Origin of the sequence: Lentzea sp. NPDC058450, from assembly GCF_042721395.1 — a bacterium.
Taxonomy (GTDB): domain Bacteria; phylum Actinomycetota; class Actinomycetes; order Mycobacteriales; family Pseudonocardiaceae; genus Lentzea.
The window spans coordinates 229062-248757 of record NZ_JBHXLO010000010.1 but is presented as its reverse complement, the minus strand read 5'-3'; the positions used below and the strand labels follow the sequence as shown (position 1 = coordinate 248757).

14 protein-coding genes, 2 tRNA genes and 1 riboswitch are annotated in these 19696 nt (G+C 68.0%); of the genes, 13 read left to right on the top strand and 3 right to left on the bottom strand.

Annotation, left to right across the window (positions count from 1 at the left end; all coding sequences use genetic code 11):
* Positions 1 to 486: 486 nt before the first annotated feature.
* The 3 genes from serA to ACFWNN_RS18630 all read left to right on the top strand — a co-directional run bounded on the left by serA (position 487) and on the right by ACFWNN_RS18630 (position 6908).
* The gene (gene serA, locus ACFWNN_RS18640; protein WP_382441148.1) at positions 487 to 2076 is read left to right on the top strand and encodes a phosphoglycerate dehydrogenase; all 1590 of its coding nucleotides are present in this window, start codon (positions 487 to 489) and stop codon (positions 2074 to 2076) included.
* A 186-nt stretch (positions 2077 to 2262) separates the two neighbouring features.
* Complete coding sequence (locus tag ACFWNN_RS18635; RefSeq protein WP_382441147.1) at positions 2263 to 5595, top strand: S8 family serine peptidase; 3333 nt, start codon at positions 2263 to 2265, stop codon at positions 5593 to 5595.
* A gap of 275 nt (positions 5596 to 5870) precedes the next feature.
* Complete coding sequence (locus ACFWNN_RS18630) at positions 5871 to 6908, top strand: 3-isopropylmalate dehydrogenase (protein ID WP_285645728.1); 1038 nt, start codon at positions 5871 to 5873, stop codon at positions 6906 to 6908.
* 70 nt (positions 6909 to 6978) lie between these two features.
* On the opposite strand, the gene ACFWNN_RS18625 is transcribed toward ACFWNN_RS18630, so the two are convergent.
* Positions 6979 to 7398 carry a YciI family protein gene (locus ACFWNN_RS18625; RefSeq protein ID WP_382441146.1) on the bottom strand — a complete coding sequence of 140 codons (420 nt, stop codon included), beginning with the start codon at positions 7396 to 7398 and terminating at the stop codon, positions 6979 to 6981.
* A gap of 163 nt (positions 7399 to 7561) precedes the next feature.
* Positions 7562 to 7708, top strand: a riboswitch (cobalamin riboswitch).
* Between the two features lie 29 nt (positions 7709 to 7737).
* Here ACFWNN_RS18625 and ACFWNN_RS18620 point away from each other — a divergent pair.
* The 6 genes from ACFWNN_RS18620 (at position 7738) to ACFWNN_RS18595 (ending at position 14075) form a co-directional block, all read left to right on the top strand.
* On the top strand, positions 7738 to 8760 hold the full coding sequence (locus ACFWNN_RS18620) for a FecCD family ABC transporter permease (protein WP_382441145.1): 1023 nt from the start codon (positions 7738 to 7740) through the stop codon (positions 8758 to 8760).
* A complete protein-coding gene (locus ACFWNN_RS18615) occupies positions 8760 to 9497 on the top strand; it encodes an ABC transporter ATP-binding protein (protein ID WP_382441144.1) in 738 nt (245 codons plus the stop codon). The genes ACFWNN_RS18620 and ACFWNN_RS18615 overlap by 1 nt, the downstream gene beginning before the upstream one ends.
* Positions 9494 to 10477 carry an ABC transporter substrate-binding protein gene (locus ACFWNN_RS18610; RefSeq protein WP_382441143.1) on the top strand — a complete coding sequence of 328 codons (984 nt, stop codon included), beginning with the start codon at positions 9494 to 9496 and terminating at the stop codon, positions 10475 to 10477. The genes ACFWNN_RS18615 and ACFWNN_RS18610 overlap by 4 nt, the downstream gene beginning before the upstream one ends.
* A gap of 511 nt (positions 10478 to 10988) precedes the next feature.
* Positions 10989 to 12572: a citramalate synthase gene (cimA, locus tag ACFWNN_RS18605; RefSeq protein ID WP_382441142.1), complete on the top strand. Its 1584-nt coding sequence runs from the start codon at positions 10989 to 10991 to the stop codon at positions 12570 to 12572.
* A gap of 17 nt (positions 12573 to 12589) precedes the next feature.
* On the top strand, positions 12590 to 13348 hold the full coding sequence (locus ACFWNN_RS18600) for a fumarylacetoacetate hydrolase family protein (protein ID WP_382441141.1): 759 nt from the start codon (positions 12590 to 12592) through the stop codon (positions 13346 to 13348).
* 67 nt (positions 13349 to 13415) lie between these two features.
* The gene (locus ACFWNN_RS18595) at positions 13416 to 14075 is read left to right on the top strand and encodes a LuxR C-terminal-related transcriptional regulator (RefSeq protein WP_382441140.1); all 660 of its coding nucleotides are present in this window, start codon (positions 13416 to 13418) and stop codon (positions 14073 to 14075) included.
* Here the strand turns inward: ACFWNN_RS18595 and ACFWNN_RS18590 are convergent.
* Entirely contained in the window at positions 14065 to 15321 is a 1257-nt protein-coding gene (locus tag ACFWNN_RS18590) for an FAD-dependent oxidoreductase (protein WP_382441139.1), read from the bottom strand. The genes ACFWNN_RS18595 and ACFWNN_RS18590 overlap by 11 nt on opposite strands.
* Before the next feature lie 379 nt (positions 15322 to 15700).
* Here ACFWNN_RS18590 and ACFWNN_RS18585 point away from each other — a divergent pair, with 379 nt between their 5' ends.
* From ACFWNN_RS18585 to ACFWNN_RS18575, 3 genes are all read left to right on the top strand, one after another.
* Positions 15701 to 16438: an HAD family hydrolase gene (locus tag ACFWNN_RS18585; RefSeq protein WP_382441138.1), complete on the top strand. Its 738-nt coding sequence runs from the start codon at positions 15701 to 15703 to the stop codon at positions 16436 to 16438.
* A 151-nt stretch (positions 16439 to 16589) separates the two neighbouring features.
* Positions 16590 to 16661 (top strand) — tRNA-Gln (locus tag ACFWNN_RS18580).
* A gap of 148 nt (positions 16662 to 16809) precedes the next feature.
* Positions 16810 to 16882 (top strand) — tRNA-Glu (locus ACFWNN_RS18575).
* Positions 16883 to 17514: 632 nt separating this feature from the next.
* Here ACFWNN_RS18575 and ACFWNN_RS18570 read toward each other — a convergent pair.
* Entirely contained in the window at positions 17515 to 18216 is a 702-nt protein-coding gene (locus ACFWNN_RS18570) for an IclR family transcriptional regulator (RefSeq protein ID WP_166043375.1), read from the bottom strand.
* Positions 18217 to 18289: 73 nt separating this feature from the next.
* Between ACFWNN_RS18570 and leuC the strand changes: the two genes are divergently transcribed.
* Positions 18290 to 19696, top strand: a complete 1407-nt coding sequence (leuC, locus tag ACFWNN_RS18565) for a 3-isopropylmalate dehydratase large subunit (RefSeq protein ID WP_382441137.1) — start codon at positions 18290 to 18292, stop codon at positions 19694 to 19696.

Genomic DNA, 19696 nt, shown 5'->3' with positions numbered 1-19696 from the left:
TGCTAGCTTCTCGAGCTCGGCCGGGCGCTTTTCAGCCCGGCCTTTTCCGGCCGATGAGCGCCTCGCAAGGGCCCCGAAGTCAAGCCCCAATCGCAACCCCCCAGGTCTTTCGTCGAGACCCGCGCAAGCACCCTCGCAACCGCAGCCCAACCAACAAAACGCAACCAACCCCGCTGGAACGCGACCAACCCAACGAAACCGGCACCCGCACGACCGCGACTCGACCCGCACCCCACCCCCAAGTCCCAGACTCACATCCCAGCGGCTGGACTTCACCCACTCAGGTGACGCCCACGTCCACCCCGCCGCCGTCCCATACTCCAAGACGACACGGGTGACCTGAGCCACCCGCCGGAATCCGGACGCAAGCCCCCTGTCTATGCTCGTTAACAGTCCGGACACATTGCGGTGCTCCGGTCGGCGCGGGCCAGCCGCCCCCGACCACGCCCGCGCCCCACGATCCGACCCTTCCTGGGAGCGATGTCCGTGAGCAACACGAGCCGACCTGTTGTCCTCATCGCCGAGAAGCTCGCGCCGTCCGTCCTGGACGCTCTCGGCGACGGCGTAGAAGTCCGCCACGTAGACGGCACCGATCGCGAAGCCCTCCTGACAGCGGTCGCGGACGCCGACGCGCTGCTCGTCCGCTCCGCCACCCAGGTGAACGCCGAGGTCTTCGCGGCCACCCGCAAGCTCAAGGTCGTGGCCCGCGCCGGTGTCGGCCTGGACAACGTCGAGGTGCCGGCGGCGACCCAGAACGGCGTGATGGTCGTCAACGCCCCGACCTCCAACATCGTCAGTGCCGCCGAGCACGCCGTCGCGCTGCTCCTGAGCGTCGCCCGGCAGATCCCGGCCGCGCACGAGACGTTGCAGAACCACGAGTGGAAGCGCTCCAAGTTCAACGGCGTCGAGATCAACGGCAAGACGGTCGGCGTCGTCGGCCTCGGCAAGATCGGCCAGCTGTTCGCGCAGCGCATCGCCGCGTTCGGCGTCGAGCTCATCGCCTACGACCCGTACGTCAGCGCCGCCCGCGCCGCTCAGCTCGGCATCGAGCTCGTCAGCCTCGAGGAGCTCCTCGAGCGCGCCGACGCGATCAGCATCCACCTGCCGAAGACGCCGGAGACCAAGGGCCTCATCGGGTCGGAGCAGCTGGCCAAGGCGAAGCGCGGCGTCATCATCGTCAACGCGGCCCGCGGTGGCCTCATCGACGAGGCGGCGCTGGCCGAGGCCGTGAAGGAGGGCCAGGTCGGCGGTGCCGGTGTGGACGTCTTCTCCACCGAGCCCACGACCGAGAGCCCGCTGTTCAACGTTCCCGGCATCGTCGTCACGCCGCACCTCGGCGCCTCGACGGCGGAGGCCCAGGACCGCGCGGGCACCGACGTCGCGAAGAGCGTCATCCTCGCGCTGGCCGGCGAGTTCGTGCCGGACGCCGTCAACGTCCAGGGCGGCGCGGTCGGCGAGGAGGTGCGCCCGTACCTGCCGCTCGTGCAGAAGCTCGGCACCGTCCTCAGTGCACTGTCGCCCAAGGCGCCGACCAGCGTCACGGTCGAGGTGCGCGGCGAACTGTCCAATGAGGACGTCGCGATCCTGCCGCTCGCCGCGCTGCGCGGGGTGTTCAGCAAGGTCGTCGAGTCGCAGGTGACGTTCGTGAACGCGCCGAGCCTCGCCGCCGACCTCGGCGTGAGCGTCGACCTGGTCAAGGAGCCCGAGAGCCCGAACCACCGCAGCCTCGTCACGGTCAAGGCCGTGCACGCGGACGGCAGCACGTTCAGCGTCTCCGGCACCGTCAGCGGCATCGCCCAGGTCGAGAAGCTGGTGAACATCAACGGCCGCAACTTCGACCTGAGGGCCGAAGGCACCGTGCTCCTGCTGGAGTACCCGGATCGTCCGGGTGTCATGGGCACGGTCGGCACGCTGCTCGGCGAGGCCGGCGTGAACATCGAGGCCGCGCAGATCAGCCAGACCGGCGCCGACGCCGTCATGGTGCTGCGCGTGGACCGCCCGGTCGACACGCAGGTGCTCGACCCGATCGGTGCCGCCGTCGGTGCGCGCACGGTCCGCTCTGTCGACTTCGGATAGTCACGACAAACCGGGAAGGGGACGGACAAAGTCCCCTTCCCGAGTACATCGTCATTCACAACGAAGTCGTAACAGGCAACTATCCGTAGACAACATTCATACTTTCGGGGCAGTCGCAAAGACACGATCAGCGATTAGCGTCCCCACGAGGTTGACCCGGTGCCGTAGAGGGCACGGCACATCTGGATGCGGGTCGAAGGCACACACCTCGGTTGGGGCAACGTTGTGAAGAGACGATCGAGTTTGGTGGTGTTCTCTGCCATCACCACACTGCTGATCGCACCCGCCACCGCACAGGCGCAGAGCCCAGAGCTCGCGCAACCGGTCAAGGGCGCGCACGGGCTGGACGCGGAAGCGTTGCAGCTCAAGGTTTCTCCCAGGCTGAACCAGACTGGCACGGTCACCGCGTTCGTCGCGCTCGACCGCAAGCCGGCCGTCGACGCGTTCGACGAGAAGAAGAGCCAGGGCAAGGAAGTCGCGAAGCAGGCCGCGAAGCAGGCCAAGAACGACGTCGCCGCCACCGCGGACCAGGTCGTCGGCCAGCTCAAGAGCGCCGACAACAAGACCGAAGAGCTGTACCGCACGTCCAACGGCGTTCCCGGCGTCGTCGTGAAGGCGGACGCCCAGAAGGTGCGCGACCTGGCCCAGCGCCCGGACGTGCTCGCGGTCTACTCGGTCGTGCCGAAGAAGCGCCAGAACTCGAACGCCGTCCAGCTCACCAGGACGCTCAACGTCTGGCAGCAGTACGGCAAGCTCGGCGACGACATCCGGGTCGGCATCATCGACACCGGCGTCGACTACACGCACGCCAACTTCGGCGGTCCCGGCACGGTCGAGGCGTTCAAGGCCGTCGACCCGACCAAGGCCGACCCGAACTTCCCGACCGCCAAGGTCGTCGGCGGCTACGACTTCGTCGGCGAGACCTACGACGGCGAGAGCACCGACCCGGCGATCAACACGCCGAAGCCCGACCCGAACCCCATCGACTGCAACGGCCACGGCTCGCACGTCGCGGGCACCACGGCCGGTTTCGGTGAGAACGCCGACGGCAGCACGTTCAAGGGCGACTACACCAAGCTCGACGCCGACAAGCTGAACGCGATGAAGATCGGCCCCGGCACCGCGCCGAAGGCCCAGATCTTCGCGCTGAAGGTCTTCGGCTGCGAGGGCTCGACCAACGTCACGTCGCAGGCGCTCGACTGGTCGCTCGACCCCGACGGCGACGGCGACTTCTCCGACCACCTCGACGTGGTCAACCTGTCGCTCGGCTCCGACTACGGCGCCCCGGACGACCCCGACAGCCTCTTCGTGAAGAAGCTGTACAAGGTCGGCGTCATGCCGGTCTTCTCCGCGGGCAACGGCGGCGACCTCTACGACATCGGCGGCTCGCCGGGCAACACGCCCGAGGCGCTGACCGTCGCCTCCGTCCGCGACTCGTACGTGCTGCGGGACGGCGCCGAGGTCAAGGGCCAGGGCCAGAAGCCCGGTCAGTACAGCCAGAACTTCACCGGCTACCTCGGCTACAACAAGGAACTGCCGGTCGCGAAGGTGACCCAGGCGGGCAACGCCGACGGCTGCCTCCCGATCACCGACGCCGCCGTCGCGGGCAAGTTCGTGTGGCTGGAGTGGGACGACAACGACGCCACGCGTCGCTGTGGTTCGGCCGCCCGCGCGAACAACGTGCAGGCCGCCGGTGGCCAGGGCGTGCTGCTCTCGTCCACTTTGGAGAACTTCGCGGCGGGCATCGCCGGCAACGCGGGCATCCCGATGTTCCAGTTCACCGGCACCGCCACCGCGGCGATCCGCCCGGCGCTGGACGCGGGCACGCTGGTCGTCCGCCTCGCGGGTGACCTGCGCACCTCGACGCCGACCTACGACCAGTCCATTTCGGACACCCCGAGCTCGTTCACGAGCCGCGGCACCCGCAGCGGTTCGATCAAGCCGGACGTCGCGGCGCCCGGTGACACGATCTCGTCGACCGCCGTCGGTTCCGGCAACGACCGCCTGGTGATCTCCGGTACGTCGATGGCGTCCCCGCACGTCGCGGGCATCGCCGCCCTGGTCCGCCAGGCGCACCCGGACTGGACGCTCGAGGAGGTCAAGGCCTCGATCATGAACACCGCCGGTGCGGACGTGAAGGAGAACGGCAAGACCTTCGCCCCCAACCGGGTCGGCACCGGCCGCGTGGACGGCAAGTCCGCGCTCGACAACCAGGTCCTCGCCTACGTCGAGGAGGACAACGGCTACGTCAGCGCGAACTTCGGCGTCGTCGAGGTCGCGAAGGCGCTCGAGAAGTCCAAGACCATCAAGCTGGTCAACAAGTCCACGAAGTCCGTGGAGTACAAGGTCGGCTACACCGCGGCCACGACGATCCCCGGCGTGAGCTACGTCCTCTCGCAGGACAAGGTGAAGCTGAGCCCGCGCGGCATCGCGAAGGTCAAGGTGACGCTGAAGATCACCGACCCGAAGGCGCTGCGCAAGACCGTCGACTCGACCGTCGAGCCGAACCAGCTCGACGTGCCGCGGCAGTTCCTCGCGGACGCCTCCGGTCGCGTGACCTTCACGCCGACCGCCGGTGCCACCGTGCCGCTGCGCCTGTCGGTGTACGCGGCCCCGAAGCCGGTCGCGGACATCAAGACCGCGTCGTCGCTGAAGTTCTCGGGCAACAGCAAGCAGGCCGTCCTGAACGTGACCGGCAAGGGTCTCGACCAGGGCACCGGCTCGCAGGCGTACCGCTCGCTGATCAGCGTCCTGGAGCTCCAGGCGCAGTCGCCGAAGCTGCGCGACTGCAAGCGCAACGTCACCGAGAACTGCGCGCTCAACGAGACCGCCAAGGGCGGCGACCTCCGCTACGTCGGCGCGGCCTCCACGGCCCCGCTCGCCAAGGCGCAGGGCAAGCCCGAGGAGGCGCTGCTCGCGTTCGGTGTCGCGACCTGGGGCAACTGGTACAACCTGGGCAAGAACACCATTCCGTTCGTCGACATCGACACCAACGGTGACGGCACGGCGGACTTCGAGGTGTTCGCGACCCGCCTGACCGACACCGACCTGCTGGTCGCGTCCACCGTGGACCTGAAGACGGGCGAGACCGTCGACATCCAGGGCGTGAACGGCCTGTTCGGCGACGTCGACGCGAACGTCCAGGACACCAACGTCGTCGTCCTGCCGGTGCTGCTCAGCGCTCTCGGCATCGACGCGTCGAAGGACTCGGCGCGCGTCTCGTACACCGTCGGCACCGCGGGCTACTACCCGGCGCCGGGCAACGCGAACAAGCTGATCGACGTGGTCGACCGCAAGCTGTCCTACGACCCGCTCAAGCCGGGTCTGTGGGCACAGGGCGGCGGCGACGCGGCGCTCTCCTACCTCGCGAAGCCGGGCACGGCCCTCGTCGTCAACAAGAACGAGGCGTCGCTGAAGGCCGACAAGTCCGACGGCCTGCTGGTCCTCAACCACCACAACGCCAACGGTGACCGCGCGTCGGTCGTCCTGGTGAAGTCGGCGGGCAGGGGCGGCTACTAGGTCGGATGTTTTACGGGAGGCCCGGTTCTTCGTTTGGAACCGGGCCTCCCGGCATGTCACGGGCCGGAACTGCCTCCCGTCACCCCTTGACGCGACACCCTTCCTGCGGTCGAGTGACACTCGAAAGTGGGAATGGGCCGTGTGGGTGTCCCGCAGTACGGGAGATAACACCCCGAAGGGGTGTCCGGCATGCGGCGAGCGGCCGCGTTGCCGGTAGCCTTTCGCGGAGGAAAGTAGTCCCACCAATTGGGGACTGACACCTGGGAGGTGTGTGGATGCGGCTCGCAGTGATCCCAGGAGACGGGATCGGGCCCGAGGTCATCGCTGAGGCCCTGAAGGTCCTCGGAGAGGTCGTTCCGGCGGCCGAGATCACTCGCTACGACCTCGGCGCGGCGCGCTGGCACGCCACGGGAGAGTTGTTGCCCGAGTCGGTGCTGGGGGAGCTTCGCCAGCACGACGCGATCCTGCTCGGCGCGGTGGGCGACCCGTCGGTGCCGAGCGGAATTCTGGAGCGGGGCCTCCTGCTGAGGCTGCGCTTCGAACTCGACCACCACGTGAACCTCCGCCCGGCTCGTCTCTACCCCGGTGTCCGCAGCCCGCTCGCGGACCCGCCGGAGATCGACATGGTGGTGGTGCGCGAGGGCACCGAGGGCCCGTACGCGGGCAACGGCGGCCTGCTCCGCAAGGACACGCCGCACGAGATCGCGACCGAGGTCTCGCTGAACACCTCGTTCGGCGTCGAGCGGGTGGTCAGGGACGCGTTCGCGCGTGCCTCGAACCGCCAGCGCCGGCACCTGACGCTGGTGCACAAGACGAACGTCCTCACGCACGCCGGCTCGTTGTGGTCGCGCGTCGTCGAGGAGGTCTCGCTGCAGCACCCGGACGTCACCGTGGCCTACCAGCACGTGGACGCGGCGACCATTCACATGGTCACCGACCCGGGCCGCTACGACGTGATCGTCACCGACAACCTGTTCGGCGACATCCTGACCGACCTGGCCGCCGCCGTCACGGGTGGCATCGGCCTGGCCGCGTCGGGGAACATGGACGTCACCAGGCGCAACCCGTCGATGTTCGAGCCGGTGCACGGGTCCGCCCCGGACATCGCCGGCCAGGGCATCGCCGACCCGACGGCCGCCGTGCTGTCGGTCGCGCTGCTGCTCGACCACCTCGGCGAGCACGAGGCGGCGCGCCGGATCGAGGCCTCCGTGGCGTTCGACCTGGCGACGCGCGACCACCAGTCTCCGGGCGCGACCTACGCGATCGGCGACCGGCTCGCGGCACTCGTGTCGTCGAACGTGCGCACGGGCTGAGTTCGTTTCAGACGTTTTGAAGCCCCGGCCGGATGGTTCCCGGCCGGGGCTTCGGCGTTTCTCCGCGCGATCAGAGCTGGCCGTTGGCCTCACGCCACGCGCGCTCCTTCTGGATGTACTCGTTGTCCTGCGGGAACTCGTCGATCGACGGCACGCGGCGGATCTCGGTCTTGAAGCCGGGGCCGGTCATCGGCATGCGGCGGGCCCACTCGATCGCCTCCTGGATCGAGGCGACGTTGAGCAGGTAGAAGCCGTTGAACAGCTCCTTGGTCTCGCCGTACGGGCCGTCCGTGATGACCGCGGGCTCGGCGGAGTAGTCGACGACGACGCCCTCGGACGGGTCGGAGAGGCCCTCGGCGGCGAGCAGCACGCCGGCCCGGATCAGCTCCTCGTTGAACGCGCCGACGGTCTCGAGCATCTTGTCGAAGTCGAACTCGCCCATGTTGGCGAAGGCCTCGTCGGTGGCGCGCATGATCAGCATGTACTTCACGGTGGTTCTCCTTGCGTCTCGTTCGTTGACGTCCAGAGGTCGAACGGGTGCCCCGCCGGATCGACACGCACCCAGAACTTTTTTGAAGTTTTCTTTTCGTGCAGGTCAGAGGCTTGCATACGGGCGGCCCGGTGTCGCAGCCGAGATGCGCCTCACGTCCGCCGTCGCACGGACGGGTGATCGTGTCGGGTTAGAGTGCTTTCGTCGTGCATGGGGGAAGTCCGGTCTGAATCCGGCGCTGACCCGCAACGGTAGGTCTCTCTGTCGAGAGGGACGAGCCCGAATACCCGCGCACGGTGCAACCAGGAACTCCTGCCGTGGACTGCGGGAAGGGCATCAGTGATCGGGAAGATCAGCGCGCTCGTCGGCGTGCTCGCCGTCAGCATCGTCGCGGGCGTGGCACTCGGCCCCGTGTCCGTTCCGTTCGACGTCACCCTGGACCTGCTGTGGGCGGCGTTCACCGGCGGCACCGTCCCGGCCGACCTCGCCGGCCAGTACCACATCGTCTGGGACATCCGGCTGCCGCGCGTGCTGCTGGCCGCGGTCGTCGGGGCCGGGCTGAGCGCGGTCGGCGTCGCGATCCAGGCGATGGTCCGCAACGCCCTCGCCGATCCCTACGTGCTGGGCATCTCGTCGGGCGCGAGTGTCGGCGCGACGGCCGTGGCGACGCTCGGCGTCCTGTCCGGGCTCGGCGTGTACGCGCTCTCGGTCGGGGCGTTCGTGACCGGCCTCGGCGCCACGGCTCTGGTCTACCTCACCGCACGCACGAGCCGAGGGCTCACACCGTTGCGGCTGGTGCTGACCGGAACCGCGCTGGCGTACGGGTTCTCGGCCGTCGCGATGCTGCTGGTGTTCCAGGCGCCGCACGGCGAGGCGGCGCGCAGCGCGATGTTCTGGTTGCTCGGCAGCCTGGGCGGCGCGACCTGGACGCAGTTGCCGATCGCGTTCGTCGTGACCCTGGCCGGCGTCGCCTACCTGATGACGCGCGCCCGGCAGCTGAACGCGCTGGCGATGGGCGACGAGACCGCCACGACGCTGGGCGTGTCCGTCAACCGGTTCCGCACGCAGCTGTTCATCGTCACCGCCGGCATCACCGGGGTGCTGGTGGCGGTCAGCGGCGCGGTCGGGTTCGTCGGCCTGATGCTGCCGCACCTCACCCGCATGGTCGTCGGCGCCGACCACCGCAAGGTCCTGCCGCTCGCGCCCCTCGCCGGAGCGTCGTTCCTGGTCTGGGTCGACGTGGCCGCCCGCATGCTGGCGGCGCCGGAGGAGCTCCCGCTCGGCGTCATCACCGCGGCGGTCGGCGTGCCCTGCTTCATCTTCCTGATGCGGCGCCGCACCTACGTGTTCGGAGGACGCTGATGCGCGTCGAGGTCGACCAGGTCACCGTGGCCGGGATCATCTCGGACATCACGCTGCACGCGGCCGACGAGGTCGTGGGCGTCGTCGGCCCGAACGGCAGCGGCAAGTCCACGACGTTGCGCTGCGTCTACCGCGCCCTGAAACCGACCACCGGCACCGTCCTGCTCGACGGCGCGGACGTCCACAAGCGACAGAACGTCGCCCGCGACCTCGCCGCCCTGACGCAGGAGTCGCAGGTCGAGTTCGACTTCACGGTCACCGAGGTCGTGGAGATGGGCCGCCTGCCGCACGACCGCTCACCCCGCGACGCCGCCGTGGTGGCCTCCGCACTGGACACGGTCGACGTCGCGCACCTGGCGTCGCGCAGCTTCCTCAGCCTGTCCGGCGGCGAACGGCAACGGGTCCTGATCGCCCGCGCCCTGGCCCAGGAACCGCGCGTGCTCGTGCTGGACGAGCCGACCAACCACCTGGACATCCGCCACCAGCTCGAAGTGCTGTCGCTCACCCGAGGCCTCGGCGTCACGGTGCTGACCGTGCTGCACGACCTCAACCTCGCCGCGTCCTACTGCGACCGCCTCTACGTGCTGGACGAGGGTGCGCTGGTCGCCTCCGGCACACCGGACGAGGTCCTGACGCCCGAGCTGATCGCCAAGGTCTTCCACGTCACCGCACACGTCGTGCGCCACCCCACCACGGGAGTTCCCCAGCTCCTGTTCGACCAGGAGGTCATTTCTTGAGAACCGCGCTCGTCGCTTCGTTGGTCCTGCTCGTGTCCGGTTGCGGCGCCACCGTCGCCTCAGCCCCTGCCTCCGCGGACCCGGTCACCATCACCAACTGCGGCGCCGAGGTCACCTTCGACTCGGTTCCGTCCAAAGTGGTCACCAACGACACGGGCATCACCGAGATGATGTTCGCCCTGGGCCTCAAGGACCGGATGGCCGGCTACGTGATCAACGGGGTCGACACCGTCGACGTGCGGACCTCGCCGTGGAAGGCCGACTTCTCGTCGTCGAAGCACCTGTCGGACAAGATCTCCAAGGAGGTCGTGCAGGGCGTCAACGCCGACCTGGTGTTCGCCGGGTGGAACTACGGCTTCTCCGAGAGCACCGGGTTCACGCCGGACGCGTTGAAGGGGCTGGGGATTCCGACCTACCAGCTGACCGAGGCGTGCCGGAACGGCGTGGGGAAGCAGCGGGGGATCATGCCCGCGCTGGACGCGTTGTACACGGATCTGCGGAACCTGGGGAAGATCTTCCGGGTCGAGGCGAAGGCGGAGGAGCTCGTCAAGTCCTACCAGGAGCAGATCGCCGCGGCCGGGAAGTTGATGGAGGGCAAGCCGCGCCCCAAGGTGTTCCTCTACGACAGCGGCCAGGACCAGCCGTTCACGTCCGGCAGGAACGCCGCGCCCCAGGACGTGATCTCGAAGGCCGGTGGGGACAACATCTTCGGCGACCTCAACGACAGCTGGACCACGGTCAGCTGGGAGACGGTCGTGCAGCGCAACCCCGATGTGGTGCTCATCGTGGACTACGCGGACGGGGAGGCGAACACGCCTGAGCAGAAGCAGGCGTTCCTGGAGGGGTTCGCGCCGTTGTCCAACTCACCCGCGGTGAAGGGCAAGAAGTTCTTCTCGTTGCCTTACGCGGCGTTGGTGGAGGGGCCTCGGAACGCGGCTTCGGTGGAGGCGTTCGCGAAGTTCCTGGCCGGGGCGTCCTGACGCTGCGGTTGCGAGGGTGCTTGCGCGGGTCGTGACGAAAGACCTGGGGTGTGCGATTGGGGCTTGACCTTGAGCCTCTGGCGGGATGCGTTCGCGGCCTTCACAAGCCGGGGTTGAAAGCGCCCCGGCCGGACCGGACAGGTTGGCATCCCGCCCCCTCAAGGTAAAGCCCCAATCGCCTTGAGCGGCGTAACCGGCTCACGGGGTGGCATCAGCCCGTTCGGGCTCGCCTGCGGCATCGCGTGCCAGGTTTCGCAGGTGGATGGCTTGCATTGACGACTGCGGTTGGGTGCCGCGTCACAGGCGTGAACCCGTGACCAGATAGTGGGAGATTTCCTCCCGTCGCTTGGTACGCCGAGCTGAGCTGTGGCAGCATCCCGGACATGGCTCAGTTCACCGCCATCATTATTGACGAGCGCGTCGGGTAGTTGCCGCCCCTGGCACCCGACGCGCAGACCTCTCGCATCCCGCGGGGGGTCTTTTTGTTTGCCCGGATGAGGAGATGACCCCGATGGCCGGCCCGACCGACGAGTTCCACGTCTACGACACGACGTTGCGCGATGGCGCACAACGTGAGGGCATTTCGTACTCCGTCACGGACAAGCTCGCGGTCGCGCGGCTGCTGGACGGGCTCGGCGTCGGGTTCATCGAGGGCGGCTGGCCCGGCGCTCTGCCCAAGGACACGGAGTTCTTCGCGCGGGCGGCGGCCGGTGATCTGGAACTGAAGCACGCCAAGCTGGTCGCGTTCGGGGCGACGCGCAAGGCGGGGATCAAGGTCGAGGACGACCCGCAGGTCAAGGCGTTGCTGGAGTCGCAGGCGCCGGTGGTGACGCTGGTGGCCAAGTCGGATCTGCGGCACATCGAACGCGCGTTGCGGACGGACACCGAAGAGAACCTGCGGATGGTGCGCGACACGGTCAGGTTCCTGAAGGAGCACGGGCGGCGGGTCTTCCTCGACGCGGAGCACTTCTTCGACGGGTACGCGTTCTCGCCGGACACCAGCCTCCGGGTGCTGGAGTCCGCTGTGGAGGGTGGCGCGGACGTGGTCGTGTTGTGCGACACGAACGGCGGGCAGCTGCCGTTGAACCTCGCCGACACGGTCGCCGAGGTCGTGGAGAAGACCGGTTTTCGCGTGGGGATCCATTGCCAGGACGACACGTCCTGCGCGGTGGCCAACACGATCGCGGCCGTTCAGGCGGGCGCGACGCATGTGCAGTGCACTGCCAATGGTTATGGCGAGCGAGCGGGTAACGCAGACCTGTTCGCCGTCGTGGGAAACCTCGTGACCAAGCTCGGCATGGAGGTGCTCCCGACCGGGGCGCTGGCCGAGCTCACCCGCGTCTCCCATGCGTTGGCCGAGATCGCGAACATCGCACCCGACACCCACCAGGCTTATGTCGGGTCGTCAGCATTCGCTCACAAGGCGGGTCTGCACGCGAGCGCGATCAAGGTGGATCCGGAGCTGTACAACCACATCGATCCGGACATCGTCGGCAACGACATGCGGGTGCTGGTCACCGAGATGGCCGGTCGGGCGAGCATCGAACTCAAGGGACGTGAGTTCGGGCTCGACCTGGCCGGCCGGGGGAAGGAGGTCGGGACGGCGCTCGCGCGCGTCAAGGAGCTGGAGGCGAAGGGGTGGTCGTTCGAGGCCGCCGACGCCTCGCTGGAACTGTTGCTGCGCGGTGAGCTGTCCGAACTGGACACTCCGCCGTTCACGCTGGAGTCCTACCGGGTCGTGCTCGACCACCGGTCGGACGGGGAGATCGTGTCCGAGGCCACGGTGAAGGTGCACGTGGCGGGGGAGCGGGTGATCGCCACGGCCGAGGGGATCGGGCCCGTGCACGCGCTGGACGCGGCGCTGCGCAAGGCGTTGCTGCCGCACCTGTCCTGGTTGGACGCGGTGGAGCTGGCCGACTACAAGGTGCGCATCCTGACGGAGCACCCCGGCACGGACGCGGTGACGCGCGTGCTGGTGGAGTCCACCGACGGCGAGCGCGAGTGGACGACCGTCGGAGTGCACGGGAACATCGTCGAGGCGTCGTGGCTCGCGCTGTGCGACGCACTCGTGCACAAGTCGATGAGGAATGGATGACCTCGTAAACTGGCACTGTGCGTATTGCCAGGATTGCTCATCCCGCTGGCGTGGCCTTCGTCGCCGTTCAAGGCGACGAGGCCGCGGAAATCGCCGAACACCCCTTCGGCACGCCCACGTTCACCGGCCGGAAGTGGCCGTTGGCCGACGTGCGGCTGCTCGCGCCCATTCTGCCCACCAAGATCATCGGTGTCGGGCGGAACTACGCGGACCACGCGAAGGAGATGGGCAACGAGGTGCCCGTCGAGCCGTTGCTGTTCTTCAAGCCGAACACCTCGGTGATCGGGCCGAACGTCGAGATCAAGCTCCCGGCCGCGTCCGAGCGCGTCGACTTCGAGGGCGAGGTCGCGGTCATCATCGGCCAGCCGTGCCGCGACGTGCCGCGCGCCAAGGCGAACAGCGTGATCATGGGTTACACGATCGCCAACGACGTCACCGCGCGGGATCTGCAGAAGAAGGACGTGCAGTTCACCCGTGCCAAGGGTTTTGACACGTTCTGTCCGTTGGGTCCCTTCATCGAGACCGAGTTCGACCCGTCGGACGTCCGCGTAGTCACCGAGCTCGACGGGCAGGTCAAACAAGACGGACGTACTTCGTTGATGGTGCACGACATTCCGTCACTGGTCGAGTACGTGTCCGCCATCATGACGCTGCTGCCGGGCGACCTGATCCTGACCGGTACTCCGGCCGGTGTCGGGCCGATGACGGCCGGACAGACGGTCTCCGTGACTGTGGACGGCCTTGGCACGCTCACCAATCCGGTCGCAAATAGGTAGCCGTACGGAGCAATCCGGCGTCCGGAAGGTTCCCCGACCGGGTACCCGCGAGTAACTTCCCGGTGTCATGACGGACCTGGCGTCCACCCGTGTGCTGCTGGTCGACGGTTCGCAGCTCATCACCGAAGGGCTGCGGCTTTCGCTGCACCGCACGCATTGCTTCCGCGTTGTGGGCATCGCCCACACCGTGGCCGAGGCTGCGCGGAGCCTCCGCGCCACGCTGGTGGACCTGGTCGTCACGGACTTCGACGTCCCGGGCGCCGGACCGCTGCGCACCGTGCGCGACACGGCGCAGTTCCGGCCGAGCGCCCGCGTCGTCGTGCTGTCCAATGCGGACAGTCCGAGCTGGGCCCGCGCGGCCCTGGACGCCGGCGCGGTCGCCTACCTGCTGAAGACCTCGCCCGTGGCCGAGCTGTTACCGCTGATCGCGGCCGCGGTGCGGGGTGCTCCCGCCACGATCGACGCGCGGGTGGGGTCACTCGCGCGCCTGCCGTCGCGGATGCCTCCGCCTGCCTCGCTCGGCCAGCTGTCGGCACGGGAGTTCGACGTGCTGGCCGAGATGGCGAAGGGAATGGACAACGCGCGCATCGCCCAGCGGCTCTTCATCAGCAACGACACCGTGAAGACCCACGTGAAGGCGATCCTGCGCAAGCTGGGCGCCCGTGACCGCGCCCACGCCGTGGCGATGGTGCTCGGCGAGTCCTCCGAGGCGTTCGTCACGACCTGACGATGGTCTGCGGTGCCCTGCGCGCGAAGTCCGGCGCGTGCTCAGGACGTGGGCCGATCGCCACCATGTAGGCGGGAATCGCCTGCAGCCGCGGGAAGCGCTGAGCGAGCTTCAGCGGTGCGGGCAGCCGGTCCGACGAGATCGTCGCGTTGCCGTCCACCACGCGCTTGAGGAAGGCGCCCTGGATGACCCGCTGCATCGTCTGGATCACCACGGTCGGGAACCACCTGCGGCGCCGCACCTTCGCGAGCTTGGCGCCGCTGACGGTGCCGTCCCGCAACGGCTTCGCGAGCAACGTGGCGGCCGCTACGGCGTCCTGCACGGCCAGGTTGATGCCCACGCCACCGATCGGCGACATCGCGTGCGCCGCGTCACCGATGCACAGCAGTCCGTCGACGTGCCACTGCTTGAGGCGGTCCAGCTTCACGTCCAGCAGCTTCGCGTCGTCGATGCTCTCGATGTGGTCGACGCGATCCGCGAGCCACGGCACGAGCGTGACGACGCGCTCGCGGAACTTCTCCACACCTTCCGCCCGCACCTGCTGATCTGTCCCCTTGCGGATCAGGAAAGCGCACTGGAAGTAGTCCCCGCGTGGAATAAGCACCAGCGCGCTGCCCGCGCTGAACCGGCCGGCGCCGCCCCTGACCTGGTCGCTCTCCTTGCGAGGCAAGCGGAACCACCACACGTCCATCGGCGCGCCGAAGCGGTACACCGGCAGTTCCACGGCGTCGCGCAGGATCGAGCTCCGCCCGTCCGCCGCGACGACGAGGTCCGCGGCGATCTCGCCCTCGTGCCCGTCGACGCGGTCCCGGTACTTCACTCCCGTGACCCTGTTGCCGCTCTTGGTGATCGCGGTGACCTCGGTGTTCATCCGCAACGAGAACGTGGGCTCGAGCCTGCCCGCGTCCGCCAGCAGGTCGAGGAAGTCCCACTGCGGCACCATCGCGATGTGCTTGTGAGGGCCGGGAATCCGGCTCAGGTCGGCGATCGGGATGCGGCTGCCGTCCTCCATCAGCGACTCGATCTTGTCCACCAACTGGTGCGGCACCTGCGCGAACGCCGGGCCGAGCCCCAGTTCGTCCAGCAGCGTGAGCGTGGACGCGTGCACCGTGTCGCCGCGGAAGTCGCGCAGGAAGTCGCCGTGCTTCTCCAGCACCGTGACCTCGACGCCACCCCTCGCGAGCAGCAACCCCAGCACCATCCCGGCAGGTCCGCCACCTACGACGAGACAGGTAGTCCTCTCCATGTCGATCCCCTCTTTTCAACCTCTGTTGAATAAACTCAGCATGCTCTTGATCGCCTGGTGCGTCAAGCGGAGTTCCGAGTGGCGTGGCTCTCGTTTGGGACGGTCCAATGTGGACGGTCTGGTGTCCCAGGCCCCGAATGGGTTGCGGCTGATGTGGAATGTCGTTGTGCGAGCTAGAGTGTCGCGCTCGCGGAACCGCCGGCTGAGACGAAGATCGTTGTCTCGCCGAACAACACTCGACCGGGCGATTGCTTTCGGCGCTCGGAGGAGTCTCACTGGTTCGTTCGGGCCCTCAAGGTCCGCTTGATCGTGCAAGGACCTATAGGAATCACCTCGTTAGCCGAATCGGACGAGGCCCCCTCGCACCTAACCTTCCGGGGTGACAACTGCGTCCCCGACTTTCACGCGTAAGAGAACCGGCGAGATCCGCGCTGTGTGCCTGGACGTCGACGACACACTTGTCGACTACAGCACTTCTTCGCGAGCCGCGTTGGCATCGATGGTCGGTAACGCCGACGCTTGGGCGTTGTGGCAGCGGATCACCGACGACCACGTCTCCCGCCAGCTCGCCGGCGACCTCCAGTACGAGCAGATGCGCAACATCCGCACGCAGGCCTTCTTCGCCGCACTCGGCGAGGACCTGACGCTCGAAGAGGCGACGCGCCGTGAGGTCGGCCGCCAGGAGGTGCTCTCCGCGGGCTGGTGCCTGTTCCCGGACGTCATCCCGATGCTCGACTGGCTGCGCGCCACCGGTCTGCCGATCGCCGCGATCAGCAACGCCTCGGGCCGCCACCAGCGCGTGAAGATCGCCCAGCTCGGCCTCTCCGAGTACTTCGACGCGGTGCTCATCGCGGGTGAGGTCGGCTGCGCCAAGCCGGACCGCGTGATCTTCCACACCGCGTGCCTCGCCCTGGGCGTCCCGCCCGGCGACACCGTCCACGTGGGAGACCGCCTGCACGCCGACGCCATCGGCGCGCGCGACGCCGGAATGCACGGCGTGTGGCTCAACCGCACGGGCCCGACCGGCGGCACCCTGCCCGCGGGCCTGTCGTCCATCACGAACCTGGCCGAACTGCCGGAGCTCGTCGTCTGCGAGCTGTCCGCCGCCAACGCCTGAGGTTCATCGTTGAGACCGGCCCCCACCTGCGCGGATGCGTGTTGGTGGGGGCCGATTTCACTTCTGGTGGGGGCGTGGTCTAGTATTTCTCTCGGCAGCAACGAGGACCTCGGAACTCCTGCGGGACAACGAAGTCGATCGTGAAAGCCAATGGGGTATGGTGTAATTGGCAGCACGACTGATTCTGGTTCAGTTAGTCTAGGTTCGAGTCCTGGTACCCCAGCTGCGAAGGAAGAACTGCCCTCGGGTAAGCTTCCGGAGCTGCTGAAAAGCTAAAGTGTTTGGCAAGAACAGCAACAAACAGAACTAAATAGCCGGATTTGGACCGGACAGAGAGATCTGATAAGGTTCACTCCAGCAAGAAGTTCTAGGGCCCCGTCGTCTAGCGGCCTAGGACGCCGCCCTCTCAAGGCGGTAGCGAGGGTTCGAATCCCTTCGGGGCTACAGAGGTGGATGAGGCCTGTCAGCGGAAAACGCTGACAGGCCTCTTTCGCTTTGTCCTCTGGGGGCCAAGCCCCCAGACCCCCGGCCGGCGGGCTCCGCCCCCGGACCCCCGCCCGTGTGTTGCCCTGATTTGCTCGGTTTGGGCTTCGCTTCGCTCGCCTCGTGGGTGTGGGCTTCGCTTCGCTCGCCGAAACCATCATGGGTGGTGTGGGTCACAAGAATGTGATCGGCCAATTCGGCCCTGTGCCGACCGTCCATTTCCGGCCGGTCGCCCTCGCTTCGCTCAGCGTGTCAGTCGGGCCATTCTCGTTCGCTTCGCCTTCGAGTTCCCGCTCAGATCGCCCATCCCTTCCGGTCTTCGCTGGCCTTCCTGCTCCCTCATTCCTGTCTCTGTCACCTCATCCCCGCCCCCTGCCCCTCCCCGCCTGCGCCCCTCTCCCGCCCCTGACTCGCTTTCCGCTCCATCGGGCCCCGCTCCCACCTTCTCCCCGGCTTGGCGTTGGGCCGTTTGGGGTCGTGCGTGTTGAGACGTCTGTGGCCGCGTGTCGGGGCGGTTAGCTCGGCGTGTCGGGTGGGAAACGGTGAAGGCCGCCTGCCCTTGGTGGGGCGGCGGCCTTCGTCGTGTTGGTGCTTTAGAGGCGGCTCTGTAGGGCTTCGGCTGCTGCCAGTAGGTCTGCTGCCCAGCGGGCGCCTGGGCGGCGGCCCATGCGGTCGATGGGGCCGCTTACTGAGACTGCGGCCACTACGGCGCCTGAGGAGTCCCTTACCGGGGCTGAGACCGAGGCCACGCCTGGTTCTCGTTCCGCCACGGACTGGGCCCAGCCTCGGCGGCGGACTTCCAGGAGGGTGCGTTCGCCGTAGACGGCGTCGGCCAGGACTGCTCGCTGGGTGCCCGGGTCCGCCCAGGCGGCCAGGACTTTGGCGCCTGAGCCCGCCGTCATGGGGAGCCTCGCGCCGATGGGGACCGTGTCCCTGAGGCCCGAAGGCGGTTCTGCCGAGGAGACGCAGACTCGCTGCATTCCGTCCCGGCGGTAGAGCTGCACGCTTTCGCCGGTGATGTCGCGCAGGCGTGGCAGGACCGAGGAAGCGGCGTCCAGCAACGGGTCCGTCGCGCCGCCCGCCAGTTCTGCCAGGGCCGCGCCGGGGCGCCAGCGGCCGTCGGAGCCACGGCGCAGCAGCCGGTGCACCTCCAGGCCCACGGCCAGGCGGTGTGCGGTTGCCCGGGGGAGGCCGGTGCGGTTGCACAACTCGGCCAGGCCACAAGGATCTTTTGCTACGGCGTTCAACACGGCCACTGCCTTGTCCAGCACGCCGATCCCGCTATGCTGTCCCACAAGCCGATACTAACTTCCCAGACAGTGAGAAGTCCAGATCTGTCGGCACGTCCATCATGTGGGAGATGTCGCGATGAGCCGCACGCTCGCGGAGAAGGTGTGGGAGGCACACGTTGTGCGCCACGGAAGTGGTGCGGAGCCGGACCTGCTCTACATCGACCTCCACCTGCTGCACGAAGTCACCAGCCCCCAGGCGTTCGACGGTCTGCGCCTTGCGAACCGCAAGCTGCGCAGGGCCGATCTCACGATCGCCACCGAGGATCACAACGTTCCGACCGTCGACATCGACAAGCCCATCGCGGATCTGGTGTCGCGCACGCAGGTTGAGACGCTCCGGCGCAACTGCGCGGAGTTCGGGGTGCGGCTGCACCCGATGGGCGACTTCGAGCAGGGCATCGTGCACGTCGTCGGCCCGCAGCTCGGCCTCACGCAGCCGGGAATGACCGTGGTGTGCGGCGACAGTCACACGTCCACGCACGGCGCGTTCGGCGCGCTGGCGTTCGGCATCGGCACGTCCGAGGTCGAGCACGTGATGGCGACGCAGACGTTGCCGTTGCGTCCGTTCAAGACGATGGCCATCAACGTCACCGGCTCGCTCGGTGAAGGCGTCACGGCGAAGGACATCATCCTCGCCGTCATCGCGAAGATCGGTACCGGTGGCGGGCAGGGATATGTGCTCGAGTACCGCGGCGACGCCATCGAGGCGCTGTCGATGGAAGCGCGCATGACGGTCTGCAACATGTCGATCGAGGCGGGCGCGCGCGCCGGCATGATCGCACCTGACGACACGACTTTCGACTACATCGAGGGCCGTCCGCACGCACCGTCCGGCGCGGACTGGGACAAGGCCGTCGAATACTGGAAGACGCTGCGCACCGACGACGACGCGACGTTCGACGCCGAGGTTCACATCGACGCGAACGAGCTGACTCCCTTCGTCACCTGGGGCACCAACCCCGGGCAGGGTCTGCCGCTCGGTGCGAGCATCCCCGACCCCGAGAAGATCGCGGACGAGAACGAGCGCGTGGCCGCCGAGAAGGCGCTGACGTACATGGGCCTGGAGCCCGGTACGCCGCTGCGCGACATCCGCGTGGACACCGTCTTCCTCGGCTCGTGCACCAACGGGCGCATCGAGGACCTGCGCGCCGCCGCGGACGTCATCAAGGGGAAGCACGTCGCATCAGGAGTACGGATGCTGGTCGTCCCCGGTTCGATGCGGGTGCGCAAGCAGGCGGAAGACGAGGGCCTGGACAAGGTGTTCCTCGACGCGGGCGCCGAGTGGCGGCAGGCCGGCTGCTCGATGTGCCTTGGCATGAACCCGGATCAGCTCGCGCCCGGCGAGCGCAGCGCGTCGACCTCCAACCGCAACTTCGAGGGCAGGCAGGGCAAGGGCGGCCGGACGCATCTCGTTTCGCCGCTCGTCGCCGCCGCCACGGCCGTGCGCGGCACCCTGTCGGCCCCCGCAGACCTGGAGAACTGA

What these genes read in the sequence shown, in the direction of transcription:
- ACFWNN_RS18635 (WP_382441147.1), top strand. Translation starts at nt 2,263, where the DNA reads ATGCGGGTCGAAGGCACACACCTCGGTTGGGGCAACGTTGTGAAGAGA.
- ACFWNN_RS18630 (WP_285645728.1), top strand. Translation starts at nt 5,871, where the DNA reads ATGCGGCTCGCAGTGATCCCAGGAGACGGGATCGGGCCCGAGGTCATC.
- ACFWNN_RS18615 (WP_382441144.1), top strand. Translation starts at nt 8,760, where the DNA reads ATGCGCGTCGAGGTCGACCAGGTCACCGTGGCCGGGATCATCTCGGAC.
- cimA (WP_382441142.1), top strand. Translation starts at nt 10,989, where the DNA reads ATGGCCGGCCCGACCGACGAGTTCCACGTCTACGACACGACGTTGCGC.
- ACFWNN_RS18595 (WP_382441140.1), top strand. Translation starts at nt 13,416, where the DNA reads ATGACGGACCTGGCGTCCACCCGTGTGCTGCTGGTCGACGGTTCGCAG.
- ACFWNN_RS18590 (WP_382441139.1), bottom strand. Translation starts at nt 15,321, where the DNA reads ATGGAGAGGACTACCTGTCTCGTCGTAGGTGGCGGACCTGCCGGGATG.
- leuC (WP_382441137.1), top strand. Translation starts at nt 18,290, where the DNA reads ATGAGCCGCACGCTCGCGGAGAAGGTGTGGGAGGCACACGTTGTGCGC.